This is a genomic window from Enterovibrio nigricans DSM 22720 (assembly GCF_900167155.1).
In the GTDB taxonomy this organism is placed as follows: domain Bacteria; phylum Pseudomonadota; class Gammaproteobacteria; order Enterobacterales; family Vibrionaceae; genus Enterovibrio; species Enterovibrio nigricans.
Map to the genome: position 1 here is coordinate 1 of NZ_FUXU01000063.1, position 24,739 is coordinate 24,739.

28 protein-coding genes and 1 pseudogene are annotated in these 24,739 nt (G+C 48.6%); 20 read left to right on the plus strand and 9 right to left on the minus strand.

The genetic code is table 11. The features are described from left to right. Positions 1–581: 581 nt before the first annotated feature. The 6 genes from B5D35_RS17500 to B5D35_RS17525 form a co-directional block, all read right to left on the minus strand. Complete coding sequence (locus B5D35_RS17500) at positions 582–809, minus strand: hypothetical protein (RefSeq protein ID WP_078753823.1); 228 nt, start codon at positions 807–809, stop codon at positions 582–584. 185 nt (positions 810–994) lie between these two features. Beyond that, on the minus strand, positions 995–1,225 hold the full coding sequence (locus tag B5D35_RS25270; RefSeq protein ID WP_198557068.1) for a GDCCVxC domain-containing (seleno)protein: 231 nt from the start codon (positions 1,223–1,225) through the stop codon (positions 995–997). Further along, positions 1,218–1,508: a mercury resistance system periplasmic binding protein MerP gene (gene merP, locus B5D35_RS17510; protein ID WP_078753824.1), complete on the minus strand. Its 291-nt coding sequence runs from the start codon at positions 1,506–1,508 to the stop codon at positions 1,218–1,220. The genes B5D35_RS25270 and merP overlap by 8 nt, the downstream gene beginning before the upstream one ends. Positions 1,509–1,518: 10 nt before the next feature. Continuing rightward, positions 1,519–1,863, minus strand: coding sequence for a mercuric transporter MerT family protein (locus B5D35_RS17515; RefSeq protein WP_078753825.1), 345 nt, complete (start codon positions 1,861–1,863; stop codon positions 1,519–1,521). Positions 1,864–1,931: 68 nt separating this feature from the next. Then, entirely contained in the window at positions 1,932–2,315 is a 384-nt protein-coding gene (merR, locus tag B5D35_RS17520; RefSeq protein WP_078753826.1) for a mercury resistance transcriptional regulator MerR, read from the minus strand. A 106-nt stretch (positions 2,316–2,421) separates the two neighbouring features. Then, entirely contained in the window at positions 2,422–2,715 is a 294-nt protein-coding gene (locus B5D35_RS17525) for a hypothetical protein (RefSeq protein WP_078753827.1), read from the minus strand. Positions 2,716–2,992: 277 nt separating this feature from the next. Between B5D35_RS17525 and B5D35_RS17530 the strand changes: the two genes are divergently transcribed. From B5D35_RS17530 to B5D35_RS17550, 6 genes are all read left to right on the plus strand, one after another. After that, positions 2,993–3,628, plus strand: coding sequence for a LysR family transcriptional regulator (locus B5D35_RS17530; protein WP_342068300.1), 636 nt, complete (start codon positions 2,993–2,995; stop codon positions 3,626–3,628). After that, entirely contained in the window at positions 3,607–3,837 is a 231-nt protein-coding gene (locus B5D35_RS25420) for a type 2 periplasmic-binding domain-containing protein (protein ID WP_332870370.1), read from the plus strand. The genes B5D35_RS17530 and B5D35_RS25420 overlap by 22 nt, the downstream gene beginning before the upstream one ends. A 141-nt stretch (positions 3,838–3,978) precedes the next feature. Beyond that, on the plus strand, positions 3,979–5,439 hold the full coding sequence (locus B5D35_RS17535; protein WP_078753828.1) for a TolC family protein: 1,461 nt from the start codon (positions 3,979–3,981) through the stop codon (positions 5,437–5,439). A 6-nt stretch (positions 5,440–5,445) separates the two neighbouring features. After that, complete coding sequence (locus tag B5D35_RS17540; protein ID WP_078753829.1) at positions 5,446–6,438, plus strand: HlyD family secretion protein; 993 nt, start codon at positions 5,446–5,448, stop codon at positions 6,436–6,438. A gap of 3 nt (positions 6,439–6,441) precedes the next feature. Next, positions 6,442–7,614 carry an ABC transporter permease gene (locus B5D35_RS17545; RefSeq protein ID WP_078753830.1) on the plus strand — a complete coding sequence of 391 codons (1,173 nt, stop codon included), beginning with the start codon at positions 6,442–6,444 and terminating at the stop codon, positions 7,612–7,614. Further along, positions 7,611–8,714 carry an ABC transporter permease gene (locus tag B5D35_RS17550; protein ID WP_078753831.1) on the plus strand — a complete coding sequence of 368 codons (1,104 nt, stop codon included), beginning with the start codon at positions 7,611–7,613 and terminating at the stop codon, positions 8,712–8,714. Before B5D35_RS17545 ends, B5D35_RS17550 begins: the two co-directional genes overlap by 4 nt. A 44-nt stretch (positions 8,715–8,758) precedes the next feature. On the opposite strand, the gene B5D35_RS17555 is transcribed toward B5D35_RS17550, so the two are convergent. Then, entirely contained in the window at positions 8,759–9,559 is an 801-nt protein-coding gene (locus B5D35_RS17555; protein ID WP_078753832.1) for an SDR family NAD(P)-dependent oxidoreductase, read from the minus strand. Positions 9,560–9,867: 308 nt separating this feature from the next. On the opposite strand from B5D35_RS17555, the gene B5D35_RS17565 reads away from it, so the two are divergent. Continuing rightward, on the plus strand, positions 9,868–12,006 hold the full coding sequence (locus B5D35_RS17565) for an LruC domain-containing protein (protein ID WP_078753834.1): 2,139 nt from the start codon (positions 9,868–9,870) through the stop codon (positions 12,004–12,006). A 5-nt stretch (positions 12,007–12,011) separates the two neighbouring features. Then, a complete protein-coding gene (locus tag B5D35_RS17570) occupies positions 12,012–12,539 on the plus strand; it encodes a hypothetical protein (RefSeq protein WP_244556648.1) in 528 nt (175 codons plus the stop codon). Positions 12,540–12,559: 20 nt separating this feature from the next. Here B5D35_RS17570 and B5D35_RS17575 read toward each other — a convergent pair whose 3' ends face one another. After that, entirely contained in the window at positions 12,560–13,630 is a 1,071-nt protein-coding gene (locus B5D35_RS17575; protein ID WP_078753835.1) for a LacI family DNA-binding transcriptional regulator, read from the minus strand. Positions 13,631–13,869: 239 nt separating this feature from the next. On the opposite strand from B5D35_RS17575, the gene B5D35_RS17580 reads away from it, so the two are divergent. The 12 genes from B5D35_RS17580 to B5D35_RS17635 all read left to right on the plus strand — a co-directional run bounded on the left by B5D35_RS17580 (position 13,870) and on the right by B5D35_RS17635 (position 24,406). After that, positions 13,870–14,097 carry a hypothetical protein gene (locus B5D35_RS17580; protein ID WP_078753836.1) on the plus strand — a complete coding sequence of 76 codons (228 nt, stop codon included), beginning with the start codon at positions 13,870–13,872 and terminating at the stop codon, positions 14,095–14,097. A gap of 26 nt (positions 14,098–14,123) precedes the next feature. Beyond that, entirely contained in the window at positions 14,124–15,278 is a 1,155-nt protein-coding gene (locus tag B5D35_RS17585; RefSeq protein WP_078753837.1) for a TRAP transporter substrate-binding protein, read from the plus strand. A 91-nt stretch (positions 15,279–15,369) separates the two neighbouring features. Then, positions 15,370–15,882 carry a TRAP transporter small permease gene (locus B5D35_RS17590; protein WP_078753838.1) on the plus strand — a complete coding sequence of 171 codons (513 nt, stop codon included), beginning with the start codon at positions 15,370–15,372 and terminating at the stop codon, positions 15,880–15,882. Between the two features lie 77 nt (positions 15,883–15,959). After that, a complete protein-coding gene (locus tag B5D35_RS17595; protein ID WP_101210310.1) occupies positions 15,960–17,198 on the plus strand; it encodes a TRAP transporter large permease in 1,239 nt (412 codons plus the stop codon). Positions 17,199–17,286: 88 nt separating this feature from the next. Further along, complete coding sequence (gene hisD / locus B5D35_RS17600; RefSeq protein WP_078753839.1) at positions 17,287–18,591, plus strand: histidinol dehydrogenase; 1,305 nt, start codon at positions 17,287–17,289, stop codon at positions 18,589–18,591. A 14-nt stretch (positions 18,592–18,605) separates the two neighbouring features. Continuing rightward, on the plus strand, positions 18,606–19,382 hold the full coding sequence (locus B5D35_RS17605) for an SDR family NAD(P)-dependent oxidoreductase (RefSeq protein ID WP_078753840.1): 777 nt from the start codon (positions 18,606–18,608) through the stop codon (positions 19,380–19,382). Positions 19,383–19,398: 16 nt separating this feature from the next. Further along, positions 19,399–20,406: an alcohol dehydrogenase catalytic domain-containing protein gene (locus B5D35_RS17610; protein ID WP_078753841.1), complete on the plus strand. Its 1,008-nt coding sequence runs from the start codon at positions 19,399–19,401 to the stop codon at positions 20,404–20,406. Between the two features lie 41 nt (positions 20,407–20,447). Beyond that, positions 20,448–20,735 carry a UxaA family hydrolase gene (locus B5D35_RS17615; protein WP_078753842.1) on the plus strand — a complete coding sequence of 96 codons (288 nt, stop codon included), beginning with the start codon at positions 20,448–20,450 and terminating at the stop codon, positions 20,733–20,735. Positions 20,736–20,738: 3 nt separating this feature from the next. Continuing rightward, positions 20,739–21,908 (plus strand): UxaA family hydrolase, encoded by a 1,170-nt coding sequence (locus B5D35_RS17620; protein ID WP_078753843.1) that lies wholly within the window; start codon positions 20,739–20,741, stop codon positions 21,906–21,908. A gap of 96 nt (positions 21,909–22,004) precedes the next feature. Beyond that, positions 22,005–23,006: an Ldh family oxidoreductase gene (locus B5D35_RS17625; RefSeq protein ID WP_078753844.1), complete on the plus strand. Its 1,002-nt coding sequence runs from the start codon at positions 22,005–22,007 to the stop codon at positions 23,004–23,006. A 41-nt stretch (positions 23,007–23,047) separates the two neighbouring features. Beyond that, positions 23,048–24,079 (plus strand): YeiH family protein, encoded by a 1,032-nt coding sequence (locus tag B5D35_RS17630; protein ID WP_078753845.1) that lies wholly within the window; start codon positions 23,048–23,050, stop codon positions 24,077–24,079. A gap of 87 nt (positions 24,080–24,166) precedes the next feature. Further along, positions 24,167–24,406 (plus strand): Hsp70 family protein, encoded by a 240-nt coding sequence (locus tag B5D35_RS17635; protein WP_078753846.1) that lies wholly within the window; start codon positions 24,167–24,169, stop codon positions 24,404–24,406. 101 nt (positions 24,407–24,507) lie between these two features. Here the strand turns inward: B5D35_RS17635 and B5D35_RS17640 are convergent. Further along, a pseudogene (locus B5D35_RS17640) lies at positions 24,508–24,739 on the minus strand (group II intron reverse transcriptase/maturase); the annotation flags it as partial.

The window sequence follows — 24,739 nt, forward strand, 5'->3', positions numbered from 1 at the left end:
GGGTATGCCTGAAACTCAGTATATTGCTTAAGAACCGAACAACTTTAGGCTGCCATGTCTTCCAACCGAATTAAGCAACAAAGCCCGGTGGTTGCGGAAACTGAACATCCGCCTGAGTGACAAATGAACACTGAAACGCAATTAAAAAACAGAGCAACCTCTTGGTGTGCATTAAAACATCTCCTTTATGCTTCGTGAATGTCACGAAATTACTGCTAAACCTAAAAATAAGAGCGGTCATCTACTTTTTTATAGTCATATGTACAAACTTAAAATCAGACCCCGCCCTCAACAAGCGATACTAACAATTCAGCACGCTTTATTAAGTCTCAATAACAATAACATTTAAAGACTTCTAAAAACCGCCAATAAATATAAAACCCCACACATTAACTTGTGAGTATTTTTTATACATGAGATGAATAATCACTACAAAACAACACATTACAGCCAACACCATAAAGGCGCAAATTGAATACCATGAAATAATAAATATAACAAAGTCATCAGGCGCCAACTTATTGTCATTACATGTTTTTGATATTCACATTAATAGAACGGTGTTATTTACAGCTTCTCCTTCATAGCGTGAAAACAGGAATTTTAATAAAGAAGGAGAACAAATCAGTCCCTAATGGACTATTGCGTTCAATCATAAACTCGCTGAAACCTTCCCAGATTTCATGCAGCAAAAATATCAGGCTGTTGCCCGACGCACTGAAAATGATGCCAAAAGTGAGTGCGCAAACCTTGACCAAAACGAGAAGGTTTTGCATGGCGGGTTGAAGGCAGAAAATGGCGGTTGACACGGAGAGATCCCTTCAACGTAAAACGGTAACCCTTTGCTCTGTTGAAAACCTATTTAGCGGTAAGGTATTAGGGTGTCGCCAAACATCGACAAAGAGCCGGCAAGAGATTTTCATCAATGCGTAAACCTAGGTTCAGATTCTCGCTGGCTCTACACACAAGAAGTTTACGATAAATCCTTAATTTGTTATGGACGACAACATCCTACTCTGTCATTCGCTAGTTCCTCCTGTATAGGAGGGCAAGGCACACTACCAAAGGAGCAATAGACACAGCAGTCTCCCTGCTTAGGCTTTAGAAGCGCGTGACACTTTTCACACTCATAAAACCACTGACATGCATTGGTTGGCATTGTTTCTACTTTTTTCATTCCACAATATGGGCATGTTATCTCTGACTCTAGGACAAGGTTATTCACGACGGTTATCCTTCTTTACTGTTGAAGGATAACCGGCTTCAGCGGTTGTCTTCTCCAAATGTGCGATGTCAGTTGCCTCATCATCAAAGGTCACTCGTGCGCTTTTCTTTACAAGAGATGTTTCGACTCTGGATACACCATCAATCCTTTTTAACGCGACCTTTATCGTTATCGGGCAAACAGGGCAATTCATACTCGGTATATCCAACTCAACGATCTGCTCTTTTGCCAGAGCAGGGGTAAAGACCGCGGCATTTAAGAGTGCCAATATCAATAGCTTCATATCCGTTCCTTCAAGCGAATAATGGTATCCAATATGGCGTTGCCACAAAAATCAACGCAACTATAGAGGAGAGCAGCAGGATAACTTTTTGCCATCTTCGTGTTTTAGGGTTCGCACACACCGAATTTTGGCTGCATGCTTCTATAGGCCGAAAGACACGCTTTGAGGCGAAAAAGAATGTGACAATGACAACAAGTAAAAAAATGGGTCGATACGGTTCTAGCACCGTTAAGCGACTTACCCATGACCCACTAACACCAAGCAGCAGGAATATCAGAGGACCCGTACAACATAAGCTCGCGCCAATAGCGGCTATTATTCCACTGATCAAAGGGATGGTAGGTTTTATGTTCATGAATAGCACCAGTCGCTAAGTATCAATTGCTCAATGTAGCAACCGTACTTAGGTACGGAGTCAAGTGGCTATTCTTTAAATGAATCAACGATAGGGCATGAAGAGTTAGGGATGCTGGAACATTGGGTAATTAAGTTACTGAGTTTACGTTCGAGGCGCTGAAGATCAGCGATCTTCTTTCTTATCAGTACCAACTTTTGCTGCGCTAAGGCTTGAGCCTCTAGGCAATCACTATCCCCGAGCTTTAAAAGACTGGAGATCTCGTCTAGTGTGAACCAAAGATCCTGTGCCCGTTTTATAAAATGTATTCGTTGCAAGCTCTCTGAGGGATATTGACGAAAGCCCTCAACGGGTTTCAGTGGCTGGATAATTAACCCCTTCCTTTCGTAAAAACGGATGGTTTCTACATGAACACCTGCTGCATCAGCCAGCTTACCAATTGTCAGTTTCATAACCGCCCCGCTTTACGTAATCTCCCGTTGTATAACAAGCTACTATAGCCATGAGGAGGTAATACAGCGAGACGATGGTAGAAAAAGCAGGGAGGCAATAATTATTTTAATATGAAGTGAGCGAATATTTACTCAAATCTACCGTTGTTTCTGACTTTCCCTTCAATATACGCTCCGCCAGCTTTTTTGCTTCGATTTCATCTAACCCGATAAATTTATACGCACGCGCATTTGCCACAATAGTGAGTGTTTTGCGTAGCGGATTGATGGATATTTCATGAATAGTATCGCCACTGATGTGCCGCAAACTGCCTGCATGCTTACTGGTAACACTGGCTGCGGCGAAAGTGCTTGATGAAAAGCACACCATAAAAAATGAGAGAAAAAGATTGTTCAGCATAACTCAAAAACGAACATAAAGCGGAGGCGCGGAGTATTCCATGTTGTTGAAATTATTACTGTGATATTTATCATGCATAACGCACTGTGCGTTAAAGTTTCATTGTTCAACAGCCGCCATATACAACCTTTAAAGCTGGACGAAAATTCGGACATTTCTTATTAATAAGAAGCGTTATTGAGTCATTTCCGCATTAACATTAATTCATTAGTCAAACAAAATTCATTGTTCTGAAATCATTGACAATATGCAGAATCTTAGACAAATGACCGTATTCATGAATGTTGTTGAATCCGGGTCGATAACAAAAGCCGCAGAAAAACTGGATGTCTCTAAGTCGGTGATAAGCCAATCGCTTAAGCAATTAGAGAATGAGTTGGAGACAACACTGCTGAAGCGAACGACGCGCAGACAAGCACTCACGCCCTCTGGCGAGCAGTTCTATAAGCACTGCTGCGATATGCACAGGCTTGCCGAAAAGGCATGGGAAGAGATCAAAACCCAACAAACAGTACCAAAGGGTAAGATCAGAATCACGGCACCTAACGCGCTGATGGCCTCTCTTGTTGTGCCTGCTTTGTTAGATGTATTTTCTGAGTATCGAGACGTTGAGTTAGATTTGGTTAACGACGACCACCAACTCGATCTGATGGAAAACAATATCGATTTGGCTATTCGTGCGGGACAGTCAGCACCGAGTAATTATAAGCAGCGACGGATCGGAGAGTTCAGAGATGTGCTTTGCTGTGCAAAGGCCTTTTCCGGTGATTTTCGCAGTACACCCTACATCGTCCATCAATGGCAGCAAAGGCCTGTTGAGCATGTATTAGAGAACCGTGTTACACGTGAAAGCCTTTGCCTTCAATACACGCGCGTCATAGAACAAATGCCATGCAAACCACCATGGCGCTGATTGAGTCGGGTTATGGCGTGGGTATATTGCCGGACTTTGTCGTGCGTAGAAACAACAACCTACAGCCTTGTTTGCCTGACCACGATATGCCGCTTGTCAATGTGTATGCGATACACCCTTTCCATAGCAGTGCACCAATCGGTGTGCGAATGGCCATTGATGCGATAGAGAAAGCGCTGTTTGACTATGTAAACCCGCTATCAACCTGATCTTATTCACCGCAAGACGACAACTTACCCTTTGTTTTGTTAAAACAGAGCATTCATAAAAAACACCGTTTTAATTAACACTGGCCTTCATAGAGTATTAACTCTAAAATAGCGCCATTCTCCCCTTTGTTGGTAAATCCGATGTTTATCAGAAAGACACCTTTTTCCTTCACAGCACGGTTAATAAGCCTGTGCTGTGCTTTCGCGATTTTCTCGCCTCTCGCCAGCGCACAATCATCCAATACGCAGCCAATGAGCTTTAGTGAGGCATGGAAATCTGTTCAAGAAAAGAGTGATGCCATTGCCGCTAAACGCGCGAATCTAGAACGCGCCGATCACATGCGTAATGCGGCTTCAGCCCATCATCTTCCGAGTGTCTCACTGAGTGGTAACTACACGCGTCTCGACCAGAATATTGAGCTTAAGCCCTCGCAACTCATGGAACACATGAGCGGTGGCGATTCACTCCATCAGTTAGCGGGGTTATTTCCGGGTATCGGCGGCAGTCTCGACAGTCTTGCAACCACGACACTGGCTGACCGCGACATTTACACCAGCTCAATTCGGGCAATCTGGCCGATTTTCACCGGCGGGCGCATTTTGGCAGCGGAAGACATTGCCACCGCACAACGCGATGAAGCAGCCTATCTGATGCAAATGGAGCAGCAAGCCAAATTCGAAGACCTTGCGAAAATTTACTTCGCAACCGTTCTGGCGGAACAAGTTGTTCAAACCCGCATTGACGTTGAAGAGGGTCTGTACAAACACCTCTCTCACGCCAAGAAAATGGAAGCTCAGGGCCAGATTGCGCGTGTGGAACGCCTGCAAGCTGAGGTGTCTTACGACCAAGCAAAAACTGCACGAATGAAAGCGCTGCGGGATTTAGAAATAACGCAAGCGGCACTGAAAGCCATGGTCAAAACCGATCAGACTCCGATTCCGAGCAGCGAACTCTTTACACAAGACAATGCCCCTGCGATGTCACCTTTCCTTGATAAGACCTTATCCAGCTACCCAGGGCTCAAAGTTCTGGACGCAAAACGCAAACAAGCCGATGGCCTGATTGATATGGAAAAAGGAAAGTACTACCCACAAGTGTTCCTGTACGGTAACTACAACCTGTATGAAGGGGATTCACTGACCGCCGAACTCACGCCCGATTGGGCGGTTGGCGTGGGCGTCAGCATTCCTTTGTTCGATAACGGTGGACGTTCAGATAAGGTCAAAGCTGCCCACAGCACAGCCCTTCAAGTTAACTACCTGCGCGCACAAGCCGAGCAGGATTTGTCATTATTAGTTGAAAAGACGTGGCGCGAAGCCGGTCAGGCCATCGAGCAGTATCAAGGGCTTTCTTCAAGCATTCAGTTAGCACAAGAGAACCTGAAACTGCGAGAAAAGGCGTTTTCCCAAGGTTTATCTACGTCCCTCGATGTCGTTGATGCGGAGCTGTATCTCGCCAGCATTAAAACGCAACAGCTTGCGGCGTCTTATCAATACGTGCTGTCACTAAGCCGTCTGCTCGCTATCAGCGGTGAAATGAACCGCTTCCCTGAATTTCAGTCGGCCTCATCCATCCATCATCACGCTTCACTTCAAGGGTAATCGATCATGACCAAATTAAAATCTGCATTTCTAGCCGTGCCTGTTTGCGCGTTGGTTGGTTGGGTCGGTTACAGTTTCTATCAAGCTTACCAGCCTCAACCTGAACGCTTTCAAGGGCAAATTGAAGCACAGCAATACAACGTGTCTTCTAAGGTGCCGGGACGCATTGATGACGTGCTGGTTCGTAAGGGACAGCAGGTTGAAAAAGGTGACCTTATTTTCACGATTTACAGCCCTGAGCTAGAAGCGAAATTGGAACAAGCGAAAGCGGGACAACAAGCCGCAGATGCGATGGCTGAACAAGCAGAGCGCGGAGCCCGTTCTCAGGAAATCAATGCCGCAAGAGACCAGTGGCAGAAAGCCCGAGCCGCTGCGCAGCTGGCTGAAAAAACGTATAACCGTGTTGATGCGCTCTATATTGAAGGCGTCACCGCAGAACAGAAACGCGATGAAGCATACACCCAGTGGCAAGCCGCCAAATACACGGAAAACGCCGCGCATCAAATGTATGAAATGGCCAAGGCGGGTGCACGAACAGAAACCAAACGTGCCGCACAGGAAAAAGCGCGAATGGCTGCAGGAGCCGTGGCGGAAGTGGAGGCTTACACCAACGACACCAAAATCCACAGCTGGAACCAGGGCGAAGTCAGCCAAATTTTATTGCACTCAGGTGAACTGGCCCCTCAGGGTTTCCCCGTCGTCACTGTTATCGACATGAATGACGCATGGGCAGTGTTTAATGTCCGTGAAGACAAGTTGCGTCAGTTTCAACAAGGTACCGAGTTCGATGCAACCATTCCTGCATTGGGTGAACAAGCGTATCGCTTTAAAGTCTCGCATGTTGCACCGATGGGCGACTTCGCAACATGGCGCGCAACCAATAATCAAAAAGGGTACGACATGCGCACGTTTGAAGTAGAAGCGCGCCCTGTCTCAACAATTCAAGGACTGCGAGCTGGCATGAGCGTGCTGGTCTCTGAAGCCAACGAGCAGGGATAAGTCATGAAAGCCCCCTCTTTTGCCGGTTCGGTAATAAACGAGTGGACGCTCATCAGCACTGATCGATGGCTGACGGCCTTGCTTTGTGTATTGCCCATGGGCCTTTTTCTGCTTGTTTGGGCCATCTTTAGTGCAGGGACAGCAAGAGATTTACCGATTGGCGTCGTGGATATGGACAACAGTGCGATGTCACGTGCGCTCGTCCGTTATTACGATGCCAACCCAACCATTGCCACCACCAAATTCGGCGATGTTCAACGTGCTTCTGCTTCGCTTAACCGTGCGGAAACGTTCGCGACTATCGTGATTCCCGAACGTTTTGAGGCGTCGGTCATCCGTGGTGAGTCACCTGACGTTACCGCCTTCTACAACAGCCAATACATCCTTATCGGTAAACTGGTCAGTTCAGCCATCATGCAAAGTCAGAGCACGTATGCCGCGATGGTCGAAACCAAAGCACGCATGCTTCAGGGCACCACGATTGTAGCGCAAGCGGCTGGGCAATCCCTTCCTGTCCGTTTTCAGTTGGTTCCCCTGTTTAACAGTGGCACTAACTATGCCCAATTCTTGGTCTCCGCCATTATTCCCGCACTTTGGCAAATCGCTATCGTTGCAAGCGGCATGTTGTCGATGGCACTCACCGACAAGCGAATCGGGTTTGTGCAGGCTTTTGCCAACCACGCTTCGAAAGCACTGGCTGCGAAATTTTGCAGCTTGCTTTTACCCTTGTGGTTAATGGGCATTGCGTTTGCTCTATCAATGCACATGACGCTTGGTTGGCCGATGAATGGCAGTTGGCTCATTGTGTTCGCCGTACAAGGGCTGATGGTGTCTGCCGGCTTGGCGATCGGTGCGCTGTTGTATTCCGCAACGCGAAATGTGGTTCGGGCAATGAGCTTGGTGGCGGGTTTTACGGCTCCGGCTTTTGCATTTATGGGGGTTAGCTTTCCGGCAACGGATATGCCCTTTCTCGCGCAGTGCTGGCGCGCAATGTTGCCTGCAAGCCATTACATCAGTCTTCAAATTGGACAATTTAATTACGGTGCAACGTTGAAACAAGCGACGCCGGAAATTCTCGCATTGGCTTGTTTTAGTGCGCTTTGGGCAATCGTATACATCAAAGTCAGACGAATTGCGAACGGTGCCTCTAACAAAAATATGGCGGTATCGAAATGAACTGGAAAAGCATCTTTATCCAAGAAGTGAAAAACCTGTTCAGCAACCCTGCGGTTGTGTTTACCGTGTTTGGCGGCATCGTTATTTACTCCTTACTTTACCCGCTACCCTACGATCATCAGCTCCCTCGGGAACTCAGGGTAGCCGTTGTCGACCATGATAATAGTCAGCAAAGCCGAGCCTTCATACAAATGCTCAACGCAACCCCGCAGCTAAATATCGTCATGAACCTGAGTCAGGAGTCCGAAGCCAGCACGCACATAGCAGATAAGGATATTGAAGGGGTTATTGTCATTCCGCAGCATTTCTACCGTGACTTATTGATGGGGAAAAGCCCGGTCATTTCCGTAGGTGGGGATGCATCATTCTTCCTTGTCTATGGCACGATCGTTGAAGGCGCGGTGTCATCTGGCAGCACGTTGGGTGCGCACGTCAAAGTGGTGAAAGCCATGATGAACGATATCCCTCAACCACTTGCAGAAAAACAGTACATACCGTTTTCACTCAACATGGTACCGGTTTTTAACCCTTCAACGGGGTACGGTGACTATGTTGTGCCAGGCGTGTTTATGCTGATTTTGCAGCAAACTCTGTTGATCGCTTCTGGCATGTTGCAGGCCAGTTCTACCGGAAACGGACGTCGTCACTTGGCCGTTCGCACCCTTGTTCTGTTTGCGATTTACAGTGTAATGTCGATGTATTATCTCGGCGGCAGTCTGAGTTTTAACGGTGTGAATCGTTTAGCGGAGCCCGTGACATTGGCAATGATCATGGTACCCTTCCTTCTCGCTACGGTGGGGGCAGGAACCTTGATAGGGTCGGCCATAAAGCGGCCAGAAATCATTACCCTAACGGTTCTACTCAGCTCAATGCCCTTGCTGTTCTCATCTGGGTTCGTTTGGCCAATCAGTGCCCTACCAGATTGGATTAGCGGGCTCGCACAACTGTCACCCTCAACGCCTACGATTCAAGCAACAATACAATTGAATCAGATGGGAGCCACACTCCAAAGCCAGCAAGGGTTTATTACCCAGCTATGGGGGCTCGCCCTGCTCTATCTTGCGTTGGCATTTGTCACCCAAAAACGTATAAAGCGTTAGACGAGAAGGCCCTGCACACATTGCAGGGCTTTCTTTTCCAATCACTACGCAATGATGCGTTCAATCGTATCGACAATAGCTTGCGCTTTTACATCATCCAAACCGTCAGGGTGTGGCGAAGCGAAGGTTTTCGCATCGTTGTCCCAATATTTGCCTGACGCATTCGCAAACGCTTCGGACAAAGCGGCACGCGCTAAAATGTCGACACCAATAGACAAATCGTTCCCTGATACGCCAAAGCCTTCTTGCACCATCTTACTTGCCAGCATTGAGCCAGGATTGACCGCGATAAACACCGGGCCCGATGTTCCATGTTGATCCGCCAGTATGCGTGTCCACATCGTGATCGCCAGTTTGCTTTGCGCATACGCGCTAAAATCGTCGTCAATTTGCGCCTTTCCTTCCAACGCATTGAAATTGACCGGAGCCTGAGCTGCTGATGACAGATTTACAACGCGGCTGTTTGCAGTCATTGCAGGAAGCAACAAGGTAGTCAGCAAATACGGGGAAATGGTGTTCACCACAAATCTTGCATCTATCCCTATCTTTGTCGACGCATCATTCATATGAAACACACCCGCGTTATTCAACAGCACATCAATATGCTGGTGTTTCGCTCGTACCGCATTCGCCAAACCTGTCACGTCGGGCAACGAGGACATGTCTGCAACAAAGCTTTCTACAAAACTGACACCTTCAATTGCTTTCAGCCCTTGTTCCACCTTGTCCAGTTTCGTTGGGTTTCGGCCATGAATCAGCAGAGTGTGCCCTTCAGAAGCCAATCTTTTCGCTGTTTCCAGACCAATGCCATCCGTCGCACCGGTGAGCAGTATTGTCTTTTTCATCATCTCTCCCTTCATTGGAATCGCCAGAAACCGCACGCTATAGGATTGTATTCAGCGTGGCTTTTTAATCACTTCTATGAAATCTAAAATCCACCGCTATATGATGAGACGCCATTATCTATTATTTCCCGCCCTACATATTTCTCATAATGAGAAATCCCCGTTTTCCTTTATTGGTAATGACTGTCAGTTTGATAAAAACATCATCACCCAAAATGACGACCAAATATTAATCCTTATTTTTCAACAATATAATTTTGGCACGTTCCTTGTGTTGTAGTTACCAACACTCACTAAAGGAGCATCCTATGTCTTACAAGTTATCTTTGACAGGGCTCGTATTATTGTCTCCCTTCGCATCAGCAGGCCCTTTTGAAACCTGCCCAAGCAAGGCATTTTTGTTTCAATCAAAGCCTGTTCAGGTATACACCGTAAACCTTGTTACAGGCTCTACTGAACTCGTCACCAATGATGTTGGCCTTACCAATCAAGGTATTAATGCTATCGGCTTTGATAACGGCATTGGTGATGGCGATGGCTTTGAGCAAAAATACATCTACGGGTTTGAGAAAAGCTCGCTAAGTGTTGTGCGTTTAGACAGTGACTTTCAAGCTGAAACAGTCAGTGTAACCGGCCTTCCCAACACCCATTTTTTTGTTGGTGACGTTTATGACCGTTACTACTATCTCTACAACAACGGCCACGGTCTGTACAAAATCGATCTCTCACCTTTAGATTCGGACCCAACCGTGACACTGACTGCCGAGACGATCACTAACAGTGTCTCTCTTGGTCTTACGGACTTCGCATTCCACCCACACAACGATGAGCTGTTCGCGGTGAACAACAGCAACGGCAAGCTGTACACAATCAGCACAGATGACGGCTCAACGGACTATATCGGTGATATCGGTGTTACTGGTACATTCGGCGCGGGCTACTTCGATGTCGATGGGTACTACTACATATCACGTAACTCAGATGGCAACATTTACCGCATCGACTTATCAACGCAAGCGAAAATCGACAGCGGCGTTGTACCCGCGGTTAAGTTTGCAGATGGGCCTCAGTCTGGTCAAAACGACGGGGCGCGTTGTGAAGATGCACCTGTGATTGATGAAGATTCCACCATCGACTTTGGTGATGCACCCGATTCATATATGACGCTTTTGGCATCGAACGGCCCACGTCACGAAATCAACTCTGGCTACTACCTCGGTTCAGTGGCACCTGACAGCGAAGCCGATGGCTTCCAGTCTCCATTGGATGACAACAAAGCAGGCGTTGCCGATGAAGATGGTGTCGGGTTTGTGACGAGCTTGAGAGCAGGTCAAAATGCACAAATCGCTGTTCAAGCATCAACGTCCGGCTACCTCTCAGCGTGGATAGATTGGAATGGCGATGGCGATTTCGCAGACAGTGGCGAACAAATCATCACCGACAGTCTCACCAACACAGGTTCGAATGCTTACAACATTTCAGTTCCTGCCGGTGCAACACTGGGCTCTAGCTGGGCACGTTTCCGTTTCGCACAGCAATCCGGACTTGACTACTACGGTGGTGCAACCACTGGTGAGGTTGAAGATCATCCTGTTATCATCATGGAAAATGGCTCTTCACTGCGCTACTACCCTAGTGCCAGCAAGTACGCAACCATTGCGTTTGAAGATAACTGGCCGAAAGAAGGTGATTTCGACATGAACGATGTCGCAATCAAATTCAAAATCACAGAGACTCTCGACCAATCCAATGAGATCACCCGAGTCCACGTCCAAGGTCACTTAGCGGCATATGGTGCAGGCTATCACAACGGGTTTGCGTTTAGACTTGAAGGATTAAACCGTGAGGACATTGCTGCGACTACAACGCTTTCTTATAACGGTGTAGAACAAGCAGAAAACGGACTGGAATCGGATTCCACGGAAGCAATTTTCATTATCGCTGAAGACTTGAAAACAAAAATTCCAGCTGGCTGCATGTACTACCGCACGGCTCAGCATTGTCAGGAAGCGCTGTCGTTCGAATTTGAATTAGACATCTACTTCAACGCCGATGTTGATACCAGCACTCTCTCTGCTATGCCATACAATCCGTTTATGTTCGCTACGCCAGGTGCTTATGTTCGTGATGGTCTTTGGTATAACCCAGGTCGCGGTTTAGAGGTCCACTTGCCAGACCAAGCCCCAACAGAAAAATTTGATACATACTGGTACGGATGGTGGTCAGACTCTAGCGACCCAGCGACAAACCGTTACTTCAAAACATCAGACAACCTACCTTGGGCAATCCTTGTACCTGACGATTGGCACTGGCCGCGCGAACATGTTGACGTAGTAGAAGTCTATTCTGAACTTGCGGGCTATGCAGAGTCAGGTGGTGAGAATAACGTGGATTGGTATTTGCTCGAAAAAGCAACCGAAAACAAATACTACAGTGTAGAGGAGTAAGCATCATGATTATTCATAAATATATTTCAGTTATCGCGATGACCGCCCTTCTCACTGCATGTGGTGGTGGAGACGGAGAAACTGTAACGACTGGCGTCACCACTGATAACTCACCTCAGGAAGAGGGAACTAGCTCTAACTCTGCATCAATGTTGGTCGATACGTCAGGCGGTGTCGCGAACATACCCGCAACGGTTGGTAGTTCGGCCACATCAATGAGTTCAATGGTTGTTCCAAACTCGTTCTCCTACAATCCAAATGTGCAACAGAGCTTTGTGGTAGATGTCACCGGTTATGCAGCGTCCAATGCGACCATCACTTTGTATCGCAACTTTTCGGCAAACAATGATGGTAGCTATTCCGCGGATTACAACAGCCGATTGGTCGCAGCACAGCTTATTAACGGCCAAGGTACTGTCGACATCGTCAATACGACGTCACAGTACTACTTACTCGCAGAAGTTTGGTTTGATGACGGTACAACCCCAATCCAAAAACGAATACCCAATACAGACACAAGTTGGATTTGGTAATCCCAATAAAAAATCCCCGATTAATCGGGGATTTTTTTTTGAGGTTTGGCTGTCGTTGCCCTTACCACCAACTTCGCTTCCAGCTCATGGCACTCTTGCACAGCTTCATGCTCCAAGCGGGCAAGTAAATAATCTGCTGCCCTCTCTCCCATCGCTTTCGACGGCACATGCATAGTCGTCAATGCAGGCTGAAAGTGAGACGACAATGCTAAATCATCAAACCCCACAACAGATATTGCATCAGGCACTATGATGCCTTGGTGCTGCGCTTCAAGTAACGCTCCCATTGCGATGACATCATTACCACAAATAATGGCTGTCGGCCGCGGGTTCATTGCCAACAATTTTTTCATGACTTGTCGGCTTTCAGAAAAATCATAACGACATTCAACGATACGATCTGTTGGCACATGAACCCCCGCTTGTTTTAATGTCGTCAAACATCCTTCAAGCCTATCTCTGGTGCGATCGTTGTCGTGAACAATGCCCGGGATCAAGGCAAAATCCTCATGTCCTAAATCCAACAGATACTGAGTGAGACGCGAAGACGCGAGGTGGTTATTAAACCCAATGCAAGGATGGCCAAGATCCGGTTTATACGACCAGGTATAAAGGTAAGGAATTTGCTTTTTTTTGAGAATCTCGAATAACTGAGAATGATGTTCTGCCCCCACCAGCATCAGCCCTTCAACCCCGCGGGTTACAAGCCTTTCTGCTTGTGCCAACTCTTCATCCAAAGAGTAATCAGAGCTGGCAATAAACAGCGTAAAGCCTTTTTCTTGCAAGCGTCGCTGAAACGCTTGGATGCCCTCAGCGAAGATTGCGTTGTCTAGGGTTGGGACAATCACACCGATGGTTTTTGTTCGCTGAGACGCTAACGCTTGTGCCGCACCGTGGGGAATATAACCCAATGCCTCAATGGCCTTTTGAATCAAGTTACCACGCTTTTCACTCACCGAATGGTGATTGGCGAGATAGCGAGATACGGTCGCAGTCGATACCCCTGCCACTCTTGCCACATCCTCAGCTTTGGGTGAGTCGGATGTTCGTTTTTGTAAGCGTTTACGAGATGAATTCGTTTCTTTAGCCATGGTGTTGTTTTCGCTGCTTTCTTCTCTAATTCGTCTCAAGATTGAGCGTTTATTAGACTTTAGCTAATTATAGCGCTGTTGAAAAATTGTCCTTCCTAAAACTTGACAGAGAATTTATTCAGCGACTACGCTTCAAAATGTAACCGCTTACATTTAACATATTCGCTACATTGCGGTTACTGCTATAACTAACAATAAGTGACCACATTGGCAGTTCCACATGTTATGAGGCTGAATGTATGAGCTCTGTTTTTAACATTAAGAAGCGTTACTTACCTTCTCTGTTTTTCTTTTCTCTGTATTTCCTCAATGTCATCGGCACAAAAATTCAGATTGCTTCAGGGGATCCAGCGCTCTTTCGTATCAGTGATGTAGGGGAGTTTTTGTTACTCCTGCTTACAGCGCTGACTTTCGTTGTCGCAATGCTGTTTGCAGAAAAGGACGCTAATAGCCATTCGACTGAGTAACTAAAACGCAGAAAGGAAGTAGAACTATGTCTGTTCACCATAAGGATGACTCCCCTCAGAATGCAGAGCGTCGCCGTTTCCTGGAAATCGCAAAGAAAGTGGGGTTTACGGCCGCAGTTGTCGCAGGGGCCTCTGGCGCTTTGTTATCGTCGACGACAGCACAAGCTGCGGTTAACGAAGAACGAGAAAGACAGAAACAAGCGAAGTACACCATGACGATTGCGACGGCATATATCATTGGTGCATCCCGCAGCTACCCCATCATGCAACTCGATTTTAAAGAGAACATCCAGAACATGACCAACGGGGCGGTTTACGTGAAACTGGCTCCCGGTGGGCAACTTGGTGCCGGTGGTGCATTGGCACAAAAAGTACAAGCTGGCACCATTCAGGCCGCACAACACTCTCTTTCGAATTTTGCCCCTTTCGCGCCGGCTGTTGACCTCATCAACATTCCTTACTGGTGCGGCGAGAACCAGAAATTTATAAATCTGGTCACGTCTGACGCATGGAAAAGCGAAATTCATCCTAAAGTGGAAGCAAAAGGCTTCAAGCCACTTTGGTATGTGGTTATCGATCCTCGTGTCGTCGCCTTGCGCAATGGCCTTGAAGGCCCCATTAAAACGCCCGACCAGATGGAAGGCATCAAATTCCGCGTACCGGGTTCGAAAATTTTGCAGCAGTTCTATCGCCTATTGGGCGCTAACCCTACGCCAGTTGCATGGGGGGAAACACCGTCAGCCATCAAGCAAGGCGTTGCAGATGCACTTGACCCATCCGTAGAAGCACTCAATGTTTTCGGTTTCAAAGATGTGTTGTCTTGGGTGACCTTTAACCGCTCGGTTCCTGACTCTCAGGTGTTCTCTTGTAACCTCGAATGGTTCAACAGCCTACCTCCCAACATTCAAGAAGGGATTGAATTCGCCAGTGAAGTGACCTCTTTGCAGAACCTTGCCAAAGTCCCTGCCGCGCGCGCTTATGCCATGGCGGAACTGAGCAGGGCAGGCGTTCAATTCTATGCGCCTGACAAAGATGAAATGGCACTTTGGGCTGCAAAAGCCGGCCACCAGCTTCCAGCATGGGATTCCTTCAAAAATGACTTAGCAGGCTCAAAAGCGGCGTTTGATAAATTACTGGATGCCGCCAACAACAATGACGGCCCGTTCGTGCACGACGTGTAATAGCTGAGTAAAACGCTGCTCGGGTGAGACCTGCTCCGCGCTTACCCGAGCAGCCACTCGCTCTCTCTAAAACGGATGTTGGACGAACGAAATGAATCTCTTAAAACAAATCGATGAGAACGGAGAACGGTGGCTTTTGCTGTTTTTCTACACCACCATCGTGCTCACTATTGCCATGGATGTGTTACGACGCTTTGTCTTCAGCTATTCCTCTATTTGGGGTGAAAAAGTTGCACGCTACGCCTTTATTTATCTCGCTTGGGTAGGTGCATCAGCAGCGGTAAAAGAGCGCGCACATATTCGTATAGATGTGTTGTTGCACTACCTCCCTAACCGAGGGAAAGCCGCCATCTACTTATTGGGTGATGTCGCTACATTAGTCGTCGCACTCTTTGCACTGTATTGGTCCATGCACCCTATTGAAATTTCGCTGAAATTTGGATCCGTCACCCATGGTTTAGGGATCAGCCAGGCATGGTTTATGGCCGCAGTGCCATTGGGTTTTTCAATGATGATATTCCGGTTGGCGCAGTCCATGCGTCGGGATATTCGCAGCCTCGCACAGAATACGCCTGTGTTTGAAGGCAACAAGCTGTTTGACTAGGAGGCACGGATGCTGAATTACTACGTTCAACAAACCTCCATCGAACTTGGCTGGGAGTTTATGCCCCCGTGATCGCCATGTTGGTGCTGATAGCACTCGCTGTGCCGGTCTGGGTATCGTTGGGATTGGGTTCCATTGCCCTACTCTATATCACAGACGTTTTGCCCTTATCTCTGTTCGGTGAATCTCTGTTTGATGGTATTGATGCCTTTGCGTTAATTGCAGTTCCCCTTTTCATTCTCACTGGGGATGTATTGGTGCGCACCGGGCTTTCAAATAAGCTCTTAGATGTTGCAGAAGCCAGTGTGGGCGGAGCAAGAGCTGGCTTTGGTAGCGCGACGGTGCTGGGGTGTGATTTCTTCGCCTGTATTTCAGGCTCAGATGCTGCGGGTGCAGCCGCTGTAGGTCGTATGACCATCGACAGATTGGTTCAGCAAGGCTATCCCAAGCCCTATGCGTGTGCCTTGGTTGCGGCAGGTGCTTGTACTGGCATCCTGATCCCACCTTCCATCGCTTACATCATCATTGGCTTAGTGCTAGGTATCTCTGCGTCAACACTCTTCTTGGCAGCCGCAGTTCCCGGCATCATGGTTATGATGGCGATCATGATGACCAACGTGGTCATGAACCGAATCCACGGCTACGAAAACGCACGACAAGGCTTCTCCATCAAGCGTTGGTTTTCGGTCATCGTCGACGCTCGCTACGCTCTGCTCGTACCCGTCATCATTCTTGGCGGTATTTACACTGGTGTATTCACGCCAACCGAAGCAGCAGCCGTCGCGGTTGTGGTGACCATTATCATTGATTTGTTCCAAGGTACGCTGAAAATCAGCGACTTCCCGAAAATGCTGGAAAGCTCGGCGAAGGTAAACGGGGTTATCCTTCCAATCATCGTGTTGAGTTTGCCCTTGGCGCAAACGCTGGCGGCGTTGGAAGTACCACAAGCCTTTGTACAAACCATGACATCGTTTACTGACAGTCGCACAGTACTGATCCTCATCATGATTGGCATCTTGATTGTCGCTGGCTGTTTTATGGAAACAACACCCAACATTCTGATCCTTTCACCCATACTGCTTCCGCTCGCGAGGGAGATCGGTATGGCTGATGTGCAGTTCTGCATCATGATGGTAACAGCACTCGGTGTGGGCTTTATTACGCCACCACTTGGGCTAAACCTCTTTGTTGTATCCGGAATAACAGGGACCTCGGTACTTAAGATTGCCGCGCGATCGGGGCCTTACGTGATTTCCATGCTGACGGTAGTTCTGCTACTGGCGTTTATCCCTGAGCTTTCGCTCTGGGCGTTATAAAAGATTGAAATAATTACCCTTTCCGGCTTATTCCCGAATAAGCCGGACAGGGAAGTTGCACCCAAAATTTAACGAGGAATTTAACGACATGGCTGTTAAGTATCTAAAAAAAGCAGAGAAAACTGCTGCGACAGGTGAAGACGACGTCCGCACAATCGTCGCCAATATGCTGAAAGAAATCGAACAGGGCGGCGAAGAAACCTGTATTGAATACACCCGCAAGTTCGATAATTGGCAAGGCAACATCGTCGTGTCACAAGCCGATATCGACGCGGCGGCAGACAAGGTGCCTGAGCAACTAAAGAAAGACATTCAATTTGCCTACGACCGCGTTCGCGATTTTGCACAGGCTCAACTCGATAGCTTGTCAGAGTTCGAAACCGAGCTTTCTCCCGGTTTGTTCGCAGGGCAGCGACTTATCCCAATGCAGGCCGCTGGCTGTTATGTGCCTGGCGGTCGTTACTCTCATATCGCTTCCGCGATTATGTCTGTCACCACGGCCAAAGTGGCTGGCGTCGACCATGTCGTTGCCTGCTCGCCGCCGGGGCGCGAAGAAGGTGTACATCCCGCTATCCTTTATACCCTGAACCTTTGCGGTGCAGACACCATCCTTAACTTAGGGGGTGTTCAAGGGATCGCCGCCATGGCATTTGGGCAATTTACCGGGCACCCATCAGATATTTTGGTTGGCCCCGGTAACCAATTTGTCGCAGAAGCAAAACGTCAGCTTTACGGCCGCGTGGGTATCGACATGTTTGCAGGTCCCTCTGAAATCATGGTCATTGCTGACAAAGATGCTGACCCTGAGTTGGTGGCTGTTGACCTGATTGGTCAAGCAGAACACGGCCCAAACACTCCAGCATGGTTGCTAACCGACTCTGAAGAGTTGGCGGAAACCGTGATGAAACGTCTACCGGAATTGATTGCTGAACTCCCCGAACTCAACAGCAAATCTGCCGAGGCTGCATGGCGAGATTACGGCGAAGTCATTATCTATGACACACGAGAAGAAGCCGTAAAAGTCAGTGATGAATACGCTTCAGAGCATCTGGAGGTACACGCTGCCGATCTCGACTGGTGGCTTCAAAACCTGCGCAACTACGGTTCACTCTTCCTCGGAGAGGAAACCAACGTTGCATTCGGTGATAAAACCTCCGGCCCTAACCATATTCTGCCAACAAAAGGAGCGGCCAAATACACAGGCGGCCTGAGCGCAGGCAAGTTTATCAAGGTCGTGACCTACCAACGCTCTACCCGAGAAGCAAGCAAAGAGGTTGCACAGGTAACAGCCCGTATATCTCGTCTGGAAGGCATGGAAGCACACGCAAAAACAGGCGACGCGCGCCTCGCCAAATATTTCCCGGATGATCAGTTCAATCTGCAACCGGAATAAGCAAGGAGCAAGGAATGGCAGGCAATGTAATTAACCACCTCTTCAGCCTTGATGGCAATGTCGCACTTGTCACAGGTGCTGGATCAGGCATCGGACAACGCATCGCATATTCACTGGCGAAAGCGGGCGCAAAAGTCGTATTGGCAGGCCGCCATGCCGAAACGCTGGCACAAACGGCCGCGCTCATTGCTGGCGAAGGGGGTGACTCAGCCATTGAAACAGTCGACCTGCTCAATCGCGACACATTGCCCCAATTCATTGAGCGCGTGAACACCAATTTTGGCGCGCCAGACATTTTGGTGAATGCGGCTGGCGTGAACCTGCGCCAGCCCGCTGATGATATTTCTCTGGAAAGCTGGGACATGACCCTCAACTTAAACCTCTCTGTTCCCTTCTTTCTCGCGAAAGCTTGCCTACCCGGTATGCGCGAAAAAGGTCGTGGAAAAATCATCAATATTGGCTCATTGCAGTCTTATCGCGCCTTTGCCAACTCCGTGCCGTATGGCGCATCAAAAGGCGGTGTCGCACAACTGACCCGTGCAATGGCGGAAGCATGGGCGAAAGAAGGAATAACAACCAATGCCATTGCGCCGGGCTTTTTCCAAACCCCGCTCACTGAAAAGGTATTTAACGATAAAGCTCTTTCTGAGCACCACGCCTCAATGACGGCAATAGGCCGAAATGGGCAGTTAGAAGACTTTGACGGCCTGACAATTTTTCTCGCCTCTCGCGCGTCAGATTATATCTGTGGGCAAATGATTTCACTGGATGGCGGCTATACAGCGAAGTAGGCAAAAGGACGTAAACATGCACATGAAAGCACTGGTATACACCGGCCCTCAACAAATGACGTATCGCGACGAACCCATGCCAACGCCAAAGCAAGGCGAGGTATTGGTTGAAATCAGTGCGGTGGGTATCTGCGGTTCTGATTTACACGCCTACCTCGGGCACGACGAGCGCCGCCCTGCCCCACTGATTCTTGGGCACGAAGGCGCTGGAATTGTGCGAAGTGGCGAGATGGAAGGCCAAGCCGTGGTCATTAATCCGTTAGTCAGTTGTGGCGAGTGTGACCACTGCCTGACAGGGTACGCCAACCAATGCGGCAAACGCGAAATCATTTCCATGCCACCTCGTGAAGGGGCGTTTGCCGAATTTGTGGCGATACCAAAACGCAATCTCGTGCCCGTGCCAGACGGTATGTCACTCTCTACAGCCTCACTGGCTGAACCTATTGCCACCGGCTGGCATGCCGTCACTAAAGGCGCACAACTTAGCAAGCGCCCGTTGGTTGAATGTAAAACGCTGGTTTATGGCGGCGGCGCGGTCGGTCTGGCCGCGGCCCTGTCGCTTCATGCTCAGGGCTGCAAACAAATTTACCTGGCTGAAACAAATGCGCTTCGCCGTGAAACAGTCGAAGCCGCCAATGTCTGTAGTGTGTTCGACCCAACCTCTGACGACGTAGTCGCCGCCAATAGCATCGATCTTGTGGTGGATTGCGTTGGTAACAAACACACACGAATAGGGTCATCTTCCGCCGTAAAACCCGGCGGGGTGATCATTCATGTTGGCTTGCAAGACAGCGTTGAAGGGTTGGATGTACGTAAATTCACTCTGCAAGAAGTGACGTTTGCAGGCAGCTACACCTACACCATGCAGGACTTCAAAGCCACGCTAGAAGCAATGCATAACGGCGCATTAGGTGCGCTGGACTGGATTCAGGAACGTCCGCTCAACGAAGGTTCGGATGCTTTTGAAGATTTACTTAATGGGCGCATTGCTGCAGCGAAAGTGGTCCTGCGTCCCGACGAGTAACCCAAGAAAAGAGAGACCGTTTATTTCAAAAGGAGATGAAAATGCAAAAACCAGATTTTCTCGTCCACGACTCGACCGACTCTGTCGGCGTAATTGTGGTTGAGGGCTTAGAAGCTGGCCAAACACTTGTTGGATGGGTAATGGACACGGATTCTACCATCGAAGTCCTCGCACTGGATGCCATCCCACTCGGCCACAAAGTGGCACTCAATGATATCAAGGATGGTGACACTATCCTGAAGTATGACAACGACATCGGTAAAGCAATCGCGGACATCGCTAAAGGCGGTCATGTTCACGTTCAAAACGTTAAAACAAAGAGGTGGTAAGCCATGAGCAACTATAAATTTATGGGCTATCGCCGCGAGAATGGCCGAGTCGGTGTACGTAACCATGTCATTATTCTGCCATTAGATGATTTGTCGAATGCCGCTTGTGAAGCTGTTGCCAACAACATTAAAGGCACCTTAGCGATTCCTCACCCCTACGGATGTTTGCAGTTCGGTGAGAATTTGGAACTTCACTTCCGTACTTTGATTGGTACTGGCTGCAACCCGAACGTGGCTGCGGTCGTGGTCATCGGTATTGAACCCGAATGGACAGCCCGCGTTGTTGAAGGCATTGCGGAATCAGGCAAGCCAGTTCAAGGCTTCGCTATCGAGCAAAACGGTGACATCAATACTATTGCTTCTGCGTCTCGCGTGGCGAAAGAATATGTACAAGCAGCGAGTGAACTCACCCGTGAAGAGTGCGATGTCAGTGAGTTGTGGATTTCAATGAAGTGTGGCGAGTCTGATACCACCTCTGGCCTTGCGGCAAATCCAACGGTTGGTAATTTGTGCGACAAATTGTCGGCTCAAGGCGCAACCCTGTGTTTCGGTGAAACGTCAGAGTTAACCGGTGCAGAGCAAATTTGTGCAACGCGCGCTGTTTCCCCTGAAATTGGTGAGAAGTTCCTCAACACATGGCAGGCATACATGGATGAGGTAATTGAACCACACAAAACATCGGATTTGTCTGATAGCCAGCCCACCAAAGGCAACATCTTGGGCGGTCTCACCACCATCGAAGAGAAGGCGTTTGGTAACTACCAGAAAATCGGTAAAACCACGCAGTTTGTTGACGTGCTGACGCCAGCGGAACGCCCAGCAGCAGGTCCAGGCCTCTACTTTATGGACACATCTTCTGCTGCTGCGGAATGTGTGACGCTGCAAGCGGCAGCTGGCTTCGCCGTTCACCTGTTCCCAACAGGTCAAGGCAACGTCATTGGTAATCCGATTGTCCCCGTCATTAAAATCACCGCAAACCCACGTACTGTGCGCACCATGGGCGAGCACATTGATGTCGACGTTTCAGGCATCCTTGCCCGCGAGCTGAATATGGACTCAGCGGGTGATGCACTTATCGACATGACGCTTCGCACTGCAAACGGTCGTTACACGGCTGCAGAATCTCTTGGTCACCGTGAATTCGTGCTGACCAAACTCTATCGAAGTGCGTAACTGCCCGCATTAAGGTGCTGAACTATCAGCACCTTTCTTTACCTTAGCTAGAAAGCCTTATTCTTAAAGGACCGTTCAGATATTCTGGAGTTCGCCATGCCTGTTATTATTGATCCTTCTGACGCTAAGTCCTTAGCCGTTAGGGCATTGGAAAATGTGGGTGTCTCCTCAAGCAATGCGACCTCCGTCGCTAATGCTCTTGTCCAAGCAGAGATCGATGGACAGCCTAGTCATGGTCTATCTCGTCTCAGTGCCTATGTCGAACAAGTCAAAGTCGGCAAAGTGATTGGTGATGCAACACCTAAAATCTCCACCTCGAAGCCCGGGGTTTGCCAGGTTAACGCTGAACTTGGCTTTGCTTTTCCCGCCATGGATAAACTCGTCACGCTCCTGCCTGCTATGGCAAGAGCACAAGGAATAGCACTGGGTGCTGTCTATCGCTCCCACCATTTTGGTCAGGCCGGATTTCACGCCGAGCGTATTGCAAAACAAGGCTGTATTGCCATGGTATTTTCAAACAGTCCAAGCGCCATAGCACCGTGGGGTGGGCATCGCCCTCTATTTGGCACCAACCCGATTGCGTTTGCTTGCCCAAGAGATGAAGTCCCTCCACTCGTGATAGACATGAGTCTCAGCAAAGTCGCACGCGGTAAAGTGCTGCTGGCCAGAAAAAAAGGCAAAGCCATTCCAGACGATTGGGCCATTGATGAATATGGCACGCCAACAACCTGTCCCAACGCTGCGGTAAAAGGTTCAATGCTTCCCATTGGCGACGCGAAAGGCGCAGCGCTGGCCTTGATGGTAGAAGTGCTTTCTGCATCACTCACTGGTGCGCTATATGGATTTGAAGCCTCGTCGTTCTTTGATACTGATGGCGAGCCACCCGCGATTGGCCACGCCGTTATCGCCATAGACCCCAACGTCACCGGCACACATTTTTCAGAACGCTTAGAGCATCTTTTCCGAGAAATGACCGATCAAGAAGATGTTCGACTTCCTGGTGAGAAGCGATTATTGAGAAGGGAAGCAGTATTATCCCAAGGGTTGGAATTGATAGACTCGCTTTACGAAGAACTTGTTGATTTGGCCAATAGTTAGAGATTTTATTAAGCAAGCTACGCATTATAACAGGACGTTTTATGCCCCTCTCACTTCATAAATATATCCCAAGCCGACAAGAGGCACGAGACAACGTTAAGTCCCTTTCGCCCGGCCTTTTACTTTCCGTCACCGTCGCTGCCGCGGCCACTTTTCTCGCGTCACATTATGGCGCACCACAAATGCTATTCGCGCTTTTACTGGGGATCGCCTTTCATTTTCTCGCCACTGATCCGAAGTGCCAGCCCGGCATTGAATTCGCGGCAAAAAAGGTGCTGCGCTTTGGGGTGGCCCTACTTGGGCTGCGTATCACCGTTGAAGAGATGATGTCACTTGGTTGGGAACTGCTTGCATGGGTTGCTGGTGGGGTTGCACTGACCATTTCAATCGGCATGCTCGTCGCCAAATTGTTTGGACGACGCGTTCAATTTGGCATGTTAACGGGTGGTTCAGTGGCCATTTGTGGTGCATCTGCCGCATTAGCAATATCAGCGGTATTACCCAAGCATCCCTACAGTGAACGAAATACCCTGTTCACTGTGATTGCCGTTACCGCTTTTAGCACGATCGCTATGGTCATTTATCCGATCATCGTAAATCTATTAGGGTTTGATGACCGTCTTGCGGGGATCTTCCTCGGTGGCACCATTCATGATGTAGCTCAAGTTGTTGGCGCAGGTTATTCCATTTCTCCACAGGCTGGTGAATACGCCACCATCACTAAACTACTCAGAGTCGCTCTGTTAGTTCCGGTTATTCTCCTGCTTTCGCTGTATTTTCGTCGCCACCCTGACAAGGATAGCGAAAAGGCTGACATTCCCCTCCTGCCCTTTTTCGTGATAGGCTTTTGCCTCTGCGTCGCCATAAATAGCACCCATATTTTGCCGGCAGGCGTAACAAGTTCATTGTCGAGTCTTTCATCTTGGTGTCTGGTTTCTGCCGTCGCGGCACTGGGTATCAAAACCTCGGTGAAGAAACTGTTTACGATTGGGTATGAGCCCATTTTGATGGTTGTCATCGAAACATTGGCTATTGCCGCATGGGTGTTATTGGGTATATATCTCTTAGGTTAACGCCCCAGTATTCAACGATGATGCGCATTTCCGCATTGGAAATGGACTGAAAGGCATTACTGGGAAAAACATACATTGGAAGTGTGGATGACCCATAAAAAACCTGCCGCTATCGGGATAGATTTAGGCACAACCAACAGTGCGATTGCTGTCTGGCAAGATGGCAAATCGGAACTCATCCCGAACGCACTCGCCCAGTATTTAACCCCGTCCGTTGTCAGTGTTGATGACGACGGACAAGTTTTAGTGGGTGAAGCCGCGCAATCTCGCCTTATCACTCGTCCTCAAGAAACCGCCGCCGCGTTTAAGCATTATGTTGTCGGATAGGCGACACTTGTTACCAAGTGCCGCCCTCCTAAGAACCGTACGTGCAACTTTCACTGCATACGGCTCAAGCCTCCGCTAAGGCGTGTTACGTTACCCAGCAATCACAATGCAGCTAAGACAGGATCAAACCACGAGTTTCGTCCCAGTTTCTTTGGCTTACGCTCTTTAAGGTAAGGTTCATAGAAGGGATCGTAAGGCGTAGCTTTGCTTATGATTTTCACATGCCTTTTAATTGGGGTTTGGGCTATCTGAACCAGATTAAAGTGACAGTCCATGTTGGCGATTTTCTGCCAACCATGAAATTGCCATCCACCTGTGCGGTTCATATAATAT